The organism is Methylomonas sp. MS20 (assembly GCF_050275925.1).
GTDB classification, from domain to species: domain Bacteria; phylum Pseudomonadota; class Gammaproteobacteria; order Methylococcales; family Methylomonadaceae; genus Methylomonas; species Methylomonas koyamae_A.
This window is the reverse complement of the sequence record NZ_CP189962.1, coordinates 364396-377509: the sequence shown is the minus strand read 5'-3', so window position 1 is coordinate 377509 and position 13114 is coordinate 364396. Positions and strand designations below refer to the sequence as shown.

Sequence of the window (13114 nt, the reverse complement as noted above, 5' to 3'; positions counted from 1 at the left end):
ATAATTTTGATTCGCTATTATATTAGCGCTAATTTCGGTTTTTGCAAGTCACTTCCCTACACCTGCGGCAAGGAGTCGAGATGTCCAACAAACCCGCCCTCACCTCGGTCGCCATTCACCCACTGATCGCCAAACGCTGGAGTCCCAGGGCTTTCGCCCCGGATCGTCCGGTATCGGCCGAAGACCTGACCGCGTTACTGGAAGCCGCGCGCTGGGCGCCCTCCTGCTTCAACGATCAACCCTGGCGCTTCGTGGTTTGCGACAAATCCACCCACCCGGACGCTTGGGCGCGGGCTTTGGAAATCATCAACGACAAAAATCGGCTATGGGCCCGCCACGCGCCGGTACTAATCCTATCGGTCGCGATGGCGAACTTCAACCACAACGGCCAAGCCAACCGTTGGGCGATGTACGATACCGGGGCGGCGGCCTTAAACCTATGCCTGCAAGCCGGTGCGCTGGGCCTGGCGAGCCATCAAATGGGCGGTTTCGACGCGGCGGCGGCCCGGCAAGCTTTCGGCCTACCCGAGCAATGCACGCCGATGGCGATGCTGGCGATCGGTTATCAAGCGGACGCCGAGGAACTTCCCGAGGAATTTCGAACGGCCGAACTGGCGGTTCGGAGCCGCGCTGAACTGCGGCAACGTGCATACTTCGGCCACTGGGACGAATAATCCCGGCGCCAGGCAGGTAAAATCGCCGTTCGAAGAATCTCTTGAAACCTCAAGGATTTCGCGCGTCCAGACCAAGCGCGCGTCTAGCCGCCTTATGTCGCGCGTCGCAGGGAGCGCCATATCGTCGTCGCCGGAGCCCATGCCATGAAACATTCTAGAAGCTCTTACGCCCGCAGCCTGATAGAAGCCAGTTTGGACCCCTTGGTAACGATTAGCGCCGACGGCAAAATCATGGATGTAAACCGAGCTACCGAAAAAGTCACCGGCGTCCCACGAAAAGCCCTGATCGGCAGCGATTTTTCCAATTACTTCACCGAGCCACAGAGAGCCCGAGACGGTTATCAGCTGGCCTTCTCGCAAGGCACGGTGATGGACTACCCGCTAGCAATCTGCCACGCCTCCGGCAAAATCACCGAGGTGCTCTATAACGCGTCGGTATACCGGGACGAGGAAGGCAATGTTGCCGGCCTATTCGCGGCGGCGCGCGACATCACCGCGCTGAAAAAAGCCCAACGGGAACTCGAATCGGCGATCGCCCAAATGCAATTGATTCGGGAAATGACGGACTTGTTGCAGAGCTGCCAGAAAACGGACGAAGCCTACCCGATTATCAAAACGGCGCTGGTCGCACTGTTTCCCAACACCGAAGGCGGGGTTTACATCATGGAACCGCAATCCCGCGCACTGACTCTGGTGGATCAATGGGGCCGGACGGACTTGGAAAAACTGTTCATGCCGAACGATTGCTGGGGCATGCGGCGCGGGCGAATTCATATCGCCGGCGACGGACGCGCCATCAATCCAATTTGCCGGCACGTTAAGCAAACGACCGCCGCTTATATTTGCATTCCGCTACTGGCCCACTCTCACGGATTAGGCCTGATTCACATCGAGTACCACTTAGGCGGTATGGACCCGGAAGAAATTCAGCGCAAATTCTCGATTGCCGAAACCGCGGCCGACAGCGCCCGTCTGGCGCTCGCCAATCTGACCTTGCGCGAGGAATTGCATGCGCTATCGATACGGGATCCGTTGACCGGACTGTTCAATCGCCGTTTTCTAGAAGAAGCAGTGGATCGGGAGCTGGTCCGTATGCACCGAGCCGACCAAACGCTGGCAATCGCCATACTGGACATCGATCACTTCAAGAGGCTGAACGACACTTACGGACACGACACCGGCGACGAGGTATTAAGGCAAGTCGCGCAATTGATGAGTCGCTTCCGGCGCGGCAACGACATCGTCTGCCGATACGGCGGCGAGGAATTCGTCATCGTCATGACCGAAATCGCCGTGGACGCCGCCGTCGAACGCCTGAATTCGCTACGGTCGGCGGTGGAAAGCCTGTCTTACAAAACCGAAACCGGGACCAGAACGAGCGTCACGGCCTCGATCGGTATGTCGCTCTATCCAGAGCACGGCGATAACCGCCTGGATTTGATTACCCGCGCGGATCAGGCCCTGTATCTGGCCAAAAACGGCGGCCGCAACCGGGTTGTCGTCGCGGATTGACGCAAAGTACTCAATGCTCCGCGCCGACGCGCGGCGGGTAGGCAAACGGTTTGGCCAGCGGCTCGCCGACAAAAATACCTTGACCGGGTTGCGCGACGCTCTTCCAATAAGCCTCGATCAGGCTGCTGCCGCGTAAATAAAAGTACATTAGTACACCCGGATTGGAAAACTTGGCCGGAAAATTACACGGCTCGACCACCGCGCCGTAACTGCCGGTCGCCCCGGCCCGCAACCATTCCCGAATGTTCATTTGATCGCTGCCCGACATCACGCCGCCCGACGACGTCAAATGATCGGCCACCGCGCCGGGCAAATAGCGGTTATCGGCAATATGCGGCACTCTGGTCAAGCCGGTAAAATAAAACATCACATCCTGCCGACCGGCAATGTAATCCTGTTCCAAATAATACACCGGCCAAAACTGACTCAAACCCTTGGCGATTTCCGGAAACAAAACGGCCCGCGAGCTGCGCGCCTTATCCGAGGTTTTCAGCAAATAGGCCGCGCCCTTGGGCTGACTGTAGTCGGCGGCGACACCGGTATCGATCAAGCGCTTGGCCTCCTCGAACGTCGCACCGGCCACCGCCATCGTCGGTCGCCAGCCGTGCGCCTTAAAAGGACGATCGGTTTCGGACGCGTAATACGGATTCCCACGGGTTTGCTGACAGCCATTCGCGCAAAACGCCGAATCGAAACCGGCCGCCAGCGCGGTCGTAATCGACATACATTCAACCCGGAACGGTTGCAACCAAGTGATCGCATACGCTTGCACGGCTTCCGGCGTCCGCTGGTCCAGCTTTTGTTTCAGCGCCGTGAATTCCTGCTTAGACATGACCGGTCGATTCGGCGCGAAGCTGACATGGATGATCTGATCGGCCGGGATGCGCCGCTTGACCTGATAATATTCGCCAATGCGCCGGCTCAACGGATCGGCGTCATTTACAATGACCGCCAAATCGGCCGCCTCCAGCGCCGGCGACGGCTGATAGAGCGGCGAAATCGCCGCCAGCCCGGCCCGCGAGCATACGCCGCTCGCCAATAAAGCGATTAACGCCAAGTTGAGGATTCGAAGATAGGACACCGGGGAACTCCAAAAAGACGACTGCCGACGAGTAAAGCTAAACCGCCAATGTAGTCGGCACTGGCCTAAATGCAACCAGGATTTGTAAAATCCCCAAACCAATGCGCGGGCCACAAGATAGCTGTTCGATCGCTTAGCCGACCGAATAGTTCAGGCCCCACCTTCGGTCAAAATACAATTCATTCGCGGAAAAAATCAGATGGACGCCATAGACAATATCCCCACCGTCGCCCACGTTATCCAACAGGCGGTTGCCCCGGTGTTTCTGCTGACCGGTGTCGCCGGCTTGTTGAGTGTCCTAACTAACCGGCTTGGCCGAGCTGTAGACCGGTTTCGGACGCTGTCCAAGCTGGCCGGAGAGGAAGGCGACAAACACTATGCCGAGATGCAAACACTGGCCAGACGCGGCCTCTGGATTCGCTGGGCGATTACGTTGTGCACGGTGTGCGCGCTATTGATTTGCTTATCGATCGTCACGATGTTCCTAGGCGTCCAGGTCACGGTGGATCTGTCGAATTTGGTGTCGACGCTATTCGTCGCGGCGATGCTGGCATTGATTGCCGGATTGTTATGCTTTTTGCGGGAAATTTCACTGGCGACCGGCATCATCGCGCCGCGCCGCCGGCAGCGGCATCTGAATAAATAAGCGGACTAATGACCGTTCTCGGTCACAATCACGCCGATGCCGTTTTTCTGCAGCAATTCCTTGATCGTCGATACGCTGGCCGGGTTGTCATAGGGGCCAATCTTGACACGGTGCCAAATGGTTTCGCCGACCTTCGCTTTCTCGACGCGAGATTCTATCCCCAACAAAGCCAGCTTGGCCTTATGCCGCTCCGCTTCCGCCGCCTCGCGAAACGAGCCGGCCTGCATCACGTATTTGGTCGCCTTGGTTTTGCCGACCAACTGCTCGCGCACCCGTGTCTTGATTTCGTAATCGGGGACCACGACTTCGGCCTGCGGCAGGATGGTATAAAACTCGTAACGCGGCTCTTCCGGCTCCGCCGGCGCGGCCGTTTCGGCTTTAGCCTCCTCGGGCTTGGTCTCTTTCGAATCCACCTTGGCCGGCGTCGGCGCTTGCACCGGCAATTCGCGCTTGACGATCTCGGCGGCCGGCGGCGTCGCCGATTCCGGCTTGGCGGCGGTCAGTTCCGGTACCATTTTGCGGATCATATTCAAAAACACCACAAAAGCCGCCACCAAGCCGATCACAACCAACCAACGCCACGGCGCTATCCCTTTTTTCTGGGGGCGCCTGCGGCTATTGGCATAACTGGCCGACTGGACGCGATGTTTGTAATCTCTGGCCATTTACATCGCTTCTGGAGCGTTAATTTTCAGCAAGGTCAAACCATTAACCAGTACCTGCTTGACCGCGCAAATCAAATTCAGGCGGGCATTGCATAAGCGCTCGTCATCGACCAGGAATTGGTGGGCGTTGTAATAAGCGTGGAACTGGTTGGCCAACTCGCGTAGATACTGAATCAATTGGTGAGGTTCATATTGAACGGCGGCCTTTTCCAGCACCTCCGGATACTTAGCCAAGGTGGTCAACAACGCGCTTTCCTGTTCCTCGGTCAGCAAGTTTAGATTGGCCAGGCCCAATTGCGGATCGCGGCGGCGGCCTTTCTCGTCCAACTGCCGTAACACGGCGCACACCCTGGCGTGCGCGTATTGCACGTAGTACACCGGATTTTCGTTGGTTTTCGAGGTCGCCAATTTCAGGTCGAAATCCATATGCTGCTCGGACTTACGCATGACGTAGAAAAAGCGGCAGGCATCCCTGCCGACTTCGCCGCGAAGCTGGCGTAGCGTGACGAACTCGCCGGATCGCGTGGACATTTGCACCTTCTCGTCGCCGCGATACAACACCGCGAATTGCACCAGCAGCACTTTCAATTTGGCCTCGTCGGCGCCCAGCGCCTGCATCGCCGCCCTCACCCTCGGAATGTAACCGTGATGGTCGGCACCCCAAATGTTGACGATCCGGTCGAAACCTCGATCCAGCTTATTCATGTGGTAGGCAATATCGGACGCAAAATAGGTGGTCTGCCCGTTATCGCGCACCACCACTCTATCCTTCTCGTCGCCGAGCCGACTGGACGCGAACCAAGTGGCGCCGTCCTGCACGTACAAATACCCGGCGTCTTCCAAGCGCTTCAATGCGGTTTGCACCGACCGGTCGTCCATCAGCGAGCGTTCGGAAAACCAGTGCTGGTAACCAACGCCGAATTCTTCGAGATCGTCCTTGATATCAGCCAGAATCTCATTCAGGCCGGCATCGAATACCGCGCCGTAAGCCTCGGCACCCAACAAACTTTTAGCGCGTTCGATCAGCGCATCGATATGCTTTTCCTTATCGCCGCCTTGCGGCTCGTCGGCGGGCAAATCCGCCAGCACTTGCTCCACTGGCCGACGGTAGGCCTCGCCGGCATTTCGCTGCAGATTCGCCGCGATGTCGCGAACGTATTCGCCGCGATAGCCGTTGCTCGGAAACGTCAAGACTTCGCCTACGGCCTCCAAATAGCGTAGCCAGACGCTGGTGGCCAAAATATCCATCTGTCGGCCGGCATCGTTAACGTAATACTCGCGTTCGACCTCGAAACCGGCCGCTTCGAGCAGATCGGCCACCGCCGAACCGTAGGCGGCTCCCCGTCCGTGCCCGACATGCAAGGGCCCGGTCGGATTGGCGGAAACGAATTCGACCTGTACCCGCTGGCCTGCGCCGATCGTGCTCAAGCCGAAACCGGCGCCGGCGTCCAGGACTTGTTTGACGACTTCGAACTGACTGTCGGGATTAATGAAAAAATTGATGAAGCCGGGGCCTGCGATCTCGACTTTGCTAACCAACGTATCGACAGGCAACGCTGCCACGATTTTCTCGGCCAGAACTCTGGGAGAGGATTTGGCCGGCTTGGCCAACAACATCGCTAGATTGGTCGCGAAATCGCCGTGCTGGGCGTCCTTGGTCCGCTCCAGATTGATTTGAGCTTCAAAATCGCTGTCGAGTATGCCTTCCGCTTTCAGTGCGTTAACGGATTGTTGTAACAGAGATTCCAGCGTTTGTTTCATTGCGTCGGTCGATGCGGATTCGTCGAAAAATGTTCGCCATTATCCACGAAAACCCTAGCGAAGGCTAGAACGCTCGCCGAACAGCGCCGTGCCGATCCGCACCAACGTCGAGCCTTCGGCGACCGCGGCCCGCAAATCGCCACTCATGCCATAAGACAAGGTATCCAACCCAGGCAGATTCAACGCCTGAACCACCGAGCAAAGCGAGCGGTAAGGCTGGCATTGCGCGGCATAGTCGGATTGCGGCTCGGGTATGGCCATCACGCCGCGCAACCTCAACCGGGGCAACTTCGCCACTTGTTCGACCAACGCCGGCAGCTCGGCCAGCGCCACACCGGATTTACTGGCTTCACCGCTGATGTTGACTTGCAAGCAAACATTCAACGGCGGCAGATAATCCGGCCGCTGCTCGCTGAGCCGCTCGGCGATTTTCAGTCGATCGACGCTATGCACCCAGGCGAAATGCTGGGCGATCGGCTTGGTTTTATTGGATTGAATCGGCCCGATGAAATGCCAGGAGATCGCAAACGCCGACAATGCCTGCTGCTTTATCAAAGCCTCCTGTAGGTAATTTTCGCCGAAATGGCGCTGCCCCCAACGATAGGCGGCGGCCACGTCGGCGGCGGGTTTGGTTTTACTGACTGCCAACAAACGCACGCATCCGGTCGCCCGGCCGACGGCGATCTCGGCGGCACGCAATTCGGCGGTCACCGCCGCGAAGCGCTCTGCTATCGTCGTCATGACGACTCATCGCTCCGCTTACCCACGAACAAACGGGAAAACAACAAGCCGGACTCGAACAGCATCCACATAGGCACGGCCAACAAGGTTTGCGACAAAGCATCCGGCGGCGTCAAAAACATCGCAACCACAAACACACCGACGATGACGTAAGGACGCTTTTCGGCCAAACTTTCCGGCGAAACGATGCCGGCCCAAACCAGTACGATCGTAAAAATCGGTACCTCGAAGCAAACTCCGAACGCAAAAAACATCCCCAATACAAAATCGAGATAGGTGGCGATGTCGGTCATCACAGCGACCCCGGCCGGCGCGGTCGCGGTCAAATAACCGAACACCAACGGAAACACCAGAAAATACGCAAATGCCGCGCCGCCGTAAAACAACAAGGTACTGGCAACCAATAGCGGCAATACCATCAGCTTTTCATGGCGGTATAAACCCGGCGCGACGAAGCCCCAAAACTGATAGAGAATAAACGGAATAGCGGCGAACACCGCGACGACGAAGGCCAGCTTGAACGGCGTGAAAAACGGCGAAGCGACGTCGATAGCGATCATCGAGCTGTTTTTAGGCATGTGCGCCAACAGCGGCTCCGCCAAATAGGCGTAAATCTCGTTGGCATAGCTGGCGGTACCGATGAACACCAACAGTACGCACAACACCACCTTAAGCAGGCGGTCGCGCAATTCGACGAGATGACTGAAAAAAGATTGTTCGCTATCCTGCGGATTTGGGCGGGTCATTGGGCTGATCGGTCTCGGTCGGCGCCTGCAAGCTAAAGTTGATGTCGTCCACGGCGGACTGGGTGTCTCTCAAGGCCTGTTGCAATTCGTCGGTTCCGATTCGCTGTTGCAACAATTGCCGCATTTCCTCGGCCTGCAATTCCTGTTTGATTTCGGCCTTGGCGGTCGAAATGATGCCGCGCGCCTTACCCACCCATAAACCCGCGATGCGCGCGGCCTTAGGCAGCTTTTCGGGCCCCAGCACCAGAAGGGCCACTAGCCCTATCATCAGCAACTCGGAAAAACCGACTTCGAACATGGCTTAGACCTGATCTTTTTCTTTATGAGTCACTTCGCCTTCCAGGGTTTCGCCATTTTCCTTAGCTAACGACTTATCGGATTCACCTCCTTCCTTGACCGCCGAACGAAAACCCTTGATCGCCTCGCCCAGATCGGCACCGACGTTTTTTAAGCGCTTGGTACCGAAGACCAGAACCACGATCACCAACACCACTAACAAATGCGGAATACTGAAGCCCATGACTCGCTCCTAATTAATTCGTTTGGGAAGATTGACGCTGCGCTTTTTCTTGAAGTCCGGACAAGCCGAAACGCCGGCGCAACTCGTTCAACACGGCATCCGGGCCCAGCCCTTGATGCGCCAGCAACACCATGCTGTGAAACCAGAGGTCGGCGACTTCGTAGACAATCTTTTCCGGATCGCCGTCTTTAGCGGCCATAACCGTCTCGGTGGCCTCCTCGCCGATCTTTTTTAGGATTTGATCCAGACCTTTGGCGTAAAGACCCGCCACATAAGACTGATCGGCGGATTGTTGCTTGCGCTGTTCGAGAACTTCGGCAAGTTGGTGCAGAACGTCGCTCATTCAACCAGGGACAATGGTTAATAAAGTCAAAATCATAACACGACCGCCGCAAAAACCGACGGGCAAAAAAAACCTCCCAGCGCTTGCGCGGTGGAAGGCAAAAAACCAAGCGGAGTACTTAAGAAGGAGGTTACCGCTCGTTATTACAACACCAGGAGGTAGTTACAAATTCGGGATCAGCCGTTGGACTGAGCTTTGGACATATTGCTAAACATCGACGTCGCCGCAAACAGAACCGTCGAGACCAAAAACAAACCGGACATAAAGTTCCAAATCCCGGCAAAAAACAAAGTACCGATCAGAATATCTTTTTTCATGCCTTGCATCGCTTTCATCTCCTCTCAACCTTGCCCTTGACAAGATTCCATCTGTTTGCTTTTCAGTTGCCGCATACTATACAGTACAAAAAAAAGTTTACAATTCGGAATTTATTAAATAAATTGTATCCATTAGAGAAACAATTAGCGTATTAGCACGCCTATCCCCCCCAGACGACCAAGGAGGTTTCGATGGATAAACTGACCAGCATGAATGTGTTTGTACGCGTCGCCAAAGCCGGTAGCTTTGCCGGTGCCGCCAAGGACTTGGACATTTCCAGGGCGATGGCCACCAAACACATCATGCAGCTCGAAAGCGAATTGAACACCCGCTTGTTCAACCGCACCACCCGCAGCCTAAGTCTAACCGAGGCCGGCGAAGCCTATTTGGAACGCTGTCAGCAGGTGCTGTTGGACGTCGCCGAGATGGAGTCGGCGGTCACCCATTTGCAAACCGAACCGCGCGGCATGTTGAAAATCCTGGCGCCGCCGGTCATTGGCGCCAGCCACATTTCGCCCGGACTGACCGAGTATCTGAAAAACTATCCGGACCTGTCGGTCGATATGGTGCTAAAAGGCGGCCAGGTAGACCTGATCGACGAAGGCGTCGATTTGGCGATTTACCTGGGCCAACTTAACGACACCAGCTTGGTCGCCCGCAAAATCGCCACCTCGTCGCTGGTGGTTTGCGCTTCGCCGGAATATCTGAAGCTGCACGGCACTCCTCAAGATCCGGAAGACCTGGAGGATCATAGCTGCTTGATCAACTGGGCGATTCCGCCACGTAACAAATGGCGTTTCAAAGGCATTCTCGGCGAACGGACAGTGACCGTGACCGGCCGGATGCAGGCCAATATGGCCGACCCGATCCGCAATGCCGCCGTCAACGGCCTTGGCCTGATCATGCTGCCGCGCTACATCGTCGGCCGCGACATCGAACAAGGTCGCTTGCAAGTGGTGATGGAACAATACGGCATCACCCCGCTGGAAATTTACGCGGTTTATCCGCACCGCAAATATTTGTCGGCCAAGGTACGATCTTTTCTGGACTTTATCCAAGCTTGGCTGCCGCATCGCATCGGCATGGATCCGCCGTGAACGACCTGCAAGCAAAATGGGACGCGATCTATCAAGCCGCCCACCAACCAGGACCGCCGACCGAAGTGCTGGCTGAACACCCCTTCCTGTTACCGGCCGAGGGCTCTGCGCTGGATCTGGCTTGCGGATTAGGCGGAAATGCTTTGTATTTAGCCGAGCAAGGCCTGCGCGTCCAAGCCTGGGACATCTCCGCGCGCGCACTGGAAATACTGGCCTCCCACGCCAAGCTAAGATCGCTCGACATCACCTGCCGGCAACACCGTATCGAAGCCGACAGCTTGCGCAATCAGCTATTCGATGTAATTGTCATCAGTCGTTTTCTTGACCGCACCCTGTGTAATGCGATAATGACGGCCTTGAAGCCCGAAGGCTTGTTGTTTTATCAAACCTTTATCCGCGACAAACCGGAACCGATCGGCCCCAGCAACCCCGCTTTCCTGCTGAACCGCAACGAATTGTTACAACTGTTTGCCCCGCTGACGCCGGTATATTACCGGGAATACGCCCGCACCGGCGACTTGCGGCGCGGACCACGCAACGAAGCGGCCTTCATCGGACAGAATACCAACCTTGACTCGACACCATGATAGACAATCTCGACCCCAAACAAGCCTGGGCCTTACTGCAGAACAACCCATCCGCAGTACTGATCGACGTTAGAACCGCGATCGAACACGGTTTCGTCGGCCATCCGCCTAAAGCGATACACATCGCCTGGAAGGAATTCCCCGGCATGCAACTCAACCCGACCTTCGTGGAGCAGGTGCAACAACACGCCCCGGACCCATCGGCGCCGATTTTGTTGTTATGCCGCAGTGGCGTCCGCTCGGTCGAAGCCGCCAAAGCTCTGGAAGCGGCCGGCTACCGGCATTTGGTCAACATCCTGGAAGGCTTCGAAGGCCCGCTGGACGAGCAAAAACACCGCGGAAAACTCGGCGGCTGGCGTTTCCACGGCCTGCCCTGGGAACAAAGCTAAGCCGTCGCAAGTATTTTTCAGTATCGAGGCAAGCGCCTCTACCTACATCGATTTCCCTATTCTCTAAAAATCCGACAATCCTGTGATAGAAAAACTTAGAAACATCGCCATCATCGCTCACGTTGACCATGGCAAAACCACCCTCGTCGATCAATTGCTGCAACAATCCGGCACCTTCGACGCCCACGAAAAAGTCGACGAACGCGTGATGGACTCCAACGCGCTGGAAAAAGAACGCGGAATCACCATTCTGGCGAAGAATACCGCGATCGACTGGAACGGCTATCACATCAACATCGTCGACACACCGGGCCACGCCGATTTCGGCGGCGAAGTGGAGCGGGTGCTGTCCATGGTCGATTGCGTATTGTTGCTGGTCGACGCCGTGGACGGCCCTATGCCGCAAACCCGCTTCGTGACTCAGAAAGCCTTCGCCCTGGGCTTGAAACCCATCGTCGTCATCAACAAAGTCGACCGCCCCGGCGCCCGCCCGGACTGGGTCATCGACCAAACTTTCGATTTGTTCGACCGGCTCGGCGCCACCGACGAACAATTGGATTTCCCGATCGTCTATGCCTCGGCGCTGAAAGGTTACGCGGGTCTGGAACTGGAAAGCACCGTCGAGGGCGGCGACATGACCCCGCTGTTCCAAACCATCGTCGACAAGGTGAGTCCGCCGCCGGTCAATATCGACGGCCCGTTCCAAATGCAAGTCATCAGCCTGGACTACAACAGCTATGTCGGCGTGATCGGCATCGGCCGCATCCAGCGCGGCAGCGTCAAAACCAACCAACCGCTGACCTTGATCAACCGAGAAGGCGCCACCCGCAACGGCCGAATGCTGCAAATCTTCGGTTTCAAGGGGCTGGAACGTATCGAAGTGCCGCAAGCGCAAGCCGGCGACATCATCGCGTTCACCGGTATCGACAAACTGGAAATTTCAGACACGTTATGTCAGCAGGACGCGGTCGAAGCCTTGCCGCCGCTGAAAGTCGACGAACCGACCGTCAGCATGACGTTCCAGGTCAACAACTCGCCGTTCGCCGGCAAGGAAGGCAAGTTCGTCACGTCGCGGCAAATACGCGATCGGTTGCACAAGGAATTGCAGCACAACGTCGCATTGCGCGTCGAGGACACCAGCGATCCGGACAAATTTAAAGTGTCCGGCCGAGGCGAATTGCATTTGTCGATTTTGATCGAAAACATGCGTCGCGAAGGCTTCGAATTAGGCGTGTCGCGTCCTGAAGTGATTTTCAAGGAAGAAGACGGCGTCACCACCGAACCGTTCGAAATGGTCACCATCGAAGTGGAAGACGAACATCAGGGCGCGATCATGGAAAAACTCGGCGAGCGCAAGGGCGATTTGCTGAACATGGTCCCGGACGGCAAGGGCCGTATCCGCCTGGAATATATGGTACCGTCGCGCGGCCTGATCGGTTTCCAGACCGAGTTCATGACCGCCACCTCCGGCTCCGGCTTGTTCTACCATGTCTTCGACCATTACGGCCCGGTCAAACCCGGCACCTTCGGTGTGCGCAAGCGCGGCGTATTGGTCTCGATGGTTCAAGGCAAGGCTTTGGCCTACGCGCTGTTCGCCCTTCAAGAACGCGGCGAATTGTTCATCGTGCATGCCGACGAAGTCTACGAAGGCATGCTGGTTGGCATTCATTCGCGCGCCAACGATTTGGTTGTGAACCCGACCAAGGCCAAACAGCTCACCAACATCCGCGCGGCCGGCACCGACGAAAACCTGATCCTGACCCGCATCCAAAAAATGACGCTGGAACAGGCCTTGGAATTCATCGACGAGGACGAACTGGTCGAAGTCACGCCGCAATCGATACGCCTGCGTAAAAAGCTGCTATCCGAGAACGACCGCAAACGCGCCTCGCGTTCAGCTGAATAAACCAGCACGCGCAAACCTGAAAATCGCCGGTTTCTCGCTTCGAGGCCGGCGATCTGATCGAGTGGTCCGGAACCCCGCTATTGCCGGACCGGCGAATCCACGACCCGCCACGCCGTCTTGCCGCACTC

At 56.7% G+C, this 13114-nt stretch carries 16 protein-coding genes; 7 read left to right on the top strand and 9 right to left on the bottom strand.

Annotated elements, in window-relative coordinates:
* Positions 1-80 precede the first annotated feature (80 nt).
* Both ACQE3D_RS01685 and ACQE3D_RS01680 read left to right on the top strand, forming a co-directional pair.
* Positions 81-674, top strand: a complete 594-nt coding sequence (locus ACQE3D_RS01685) for a nitroreductase family protein (RefSeq protein WP_313729273.1) — start codon at positions 81-83, stop codon at positions 672-674.
* A 144-nt stretch (positions 675-818) separates the two neighbouring features.
* Entirely contained in the window at positions 819-2186 is a 1368-nt protein-coding gene (locus tag ACQE3D_RS01680; RefSeq protein WP_064029048.1) for a sensor domain-containing diguanylate cyclase, read from the top strand.
* Positions 2187-2196: 10 nt separating this feature from the next.
* Here the strand turns inward: ACQE3D_RS01680 and ACQE3D_RS01675 are convergent, their stop codons facing one another.
* Positions 2197-3267, bottom strand: a complete 1071-nt coding sequence (locus tag ACQE3D_RS01675) for a TIGR03790 family protein (protein ID WP_313729274.1) — start codon at positions 3265-3267, stop codon at positions 2197-2199.
* A 199-nt stretch (positions 3268-3466) separates the two neighbouring features.
* On the opposite strand from ACQE3D_RS01675, the gene ACQE3D_RS01670 reads away from it, so the two are divergent.
* Positions 3467-3913: a DUF2721 domain-containing protein gene (locus ACQE3D_RS01670; protein ID WP_064029046.1), complete on the top strand. Its 447-nt coding sequence runs from the start codon at positions 3467-3469 to the stop codon at positions 3911-3913.
* Positions 3914-3918: 5 nt separating this feature from the next.
* Here the strand turns inward: ACQE3D_RS01670 and ACQE3D_RS01665 are convergent, their stop codons facing one another.
* The 8 genes from ACQE3D_RS01665 to ACQE3D_RS01630 form a co-directional block, all read right to left on the bottom strand.
* Positions 3919-4578, bottom strand: coding sequence for an SPOR domain-containing protein (locus ACQE3D_RS01665; RefSeq protein ID WP_313729275.1), 660 nt, complete (start codon positions 4576-4578; stop codon positions 3919-3921).
* Positions 4579-6339, bottom strand: a complete 1761-nt coding sequence (argS, locus tag ACQE3D_RS01660; RefSeq protein WP_313729276.1) for an arginine--tRNA ligase — start codon at positions 6337-6339, stop codon at positions 4579-4581. It abuts the gene before it with no gap.
* Between the two features lie 54 nt (positions 6340-6393).
* Complete coding sequence (locus tag ACQE3D_RS01655) at positions 6394-7080, bottom strand: YggS family pyridoxal phosphate-dependent enzyme (RefSeq protein WP_313729277.1); 687 nt, start codon at positions 7078-7080, stop codon at positions 6394-6396.
* Positions 7077-7826 carry a twin-arginine translocase subunit TatC gene (tatC, locus tag ACQE3D_RS01650; RefSeq protein ID WP_064029038.1) on the bottom strand — a complete coding sequence of 250 codons (750 nt, stop codon included), beginning with the start codon at positions 7824-7826 and terminating at the stop codon, positions 7077-7079. The genes ACQE3D_RS01655 and tatC overlap by 4 nt, the downstream gene beginning before the upstream one ends.
* Positions 7801-8124, bottom strand: coding sequence for a Sec-independent protein translocase protein TatB (tatB, locus tag ACQE3D_RS01645; protein ID WP_313729278.1), 324 nt, complete (start codon positions 8122-8124; stop codon positions 7801-7803). The genes tatC and tatB overlap by 26 nt, the downstream gene beginning before the upstream one ends.
* 3 nt (positions 8125-8127) lie before the next feature.
* Complete coding sequence (gene tatA, locus ACQE3D_RS01640; protein ID WP_064029034.1) at positions 8128-8346, bottom strand: Sec-independent protein translocase subunit TatA; 219 nt, start codon at positions 8344-8346, stop codon at positions 8128-8130.
* Positions 8347-8359: 13 nt separating this feature from the next.
* A complete protein-coding gene (locus tag ACQE3D_RS01635; RefSeq protein WP_064029032.1) occupies positions 8360-8689 on the bottom strand; it encodes a phosphoribosyl-ATP diphosphatase in 330 nt (109 codons plus the stop codon).
* Between the two features lie 176 nt (positions 8690-8865).
* Positions 8866-9024 (bottom strand): hypothetical protein, encoded by a 159-nt coding sequence (locus tag ACQE3D_RS01630; RefSeq protein ID WP_313729279.1) that lies wholly within the window; start codon positions 9022-9024, stop codon positions 8866-8868.
* A 174-nt stretch (positions 9025-9198) separates the two neighbouring features.
* On the opposite strand from ACQE3D_RS01630, the gene ACQE3D_RS01625 reads away from it, so the two are divergent.
* The 4 genes from ACQE3D_RS01625 to typA all read left to right on the top strand — a co-directional run bounded on the left by ACQE3D_RS01625 (position 9199) and on the right by typA (position 12986).
* Positions 9199-10104, top strand: coding sequence for a LysR family transcriptional regulator (locus ACQE3D_RS01625; protein WP_064029030.1), 906 nt, complete (start codon positions 9199-9201; stop codon positions 10102-10104).
* On the top strand, positions 10101-10691 hold the full coding sequence (locus tag ACQE3D_RS01620; RefSeq protein WP_313729280.1) for a class I SAM-dependent methyltransferase: 591 nt from the start codon (positions 10101-10103) through the stop codon (positions 10689-10691). Before ACQE3D_RS01625 ends, ACQE3D_RS01620 begins: the two co-directional genes overlap by 4 nt.
* Positions 10688-11080 carry a rhodanese-like domain-containing protein gene (locus ACQE3D_RS01615; RefSeq protein WP_064029026.1) on the top strand — a complete coding sequence of 131 codons (393 nt, stop codon included), beginning with the start codon at positions 10688-10690 and terminating at the stop codon, positions 11078-11080. Before ACQE3D_RS01620 ends, ACQE3D_RS01615 begins: the two co-directional genes overlap by 4 nt.
* 82 nt (positions 11081-11162) lie before the next feature.
* Positions 11163-12986 (top strand): translational GTPase TypA, encoded by a 1824-nt coding sequence (gene typA, locus ACQE3D_RS01610; protein ID WP_064029024.1) that lies wholly within the window; start codon positions 11163-11165, stop codon positions 12984-12986.
* Positions 12987-13114: the final 128 nt, after the last annotated feature.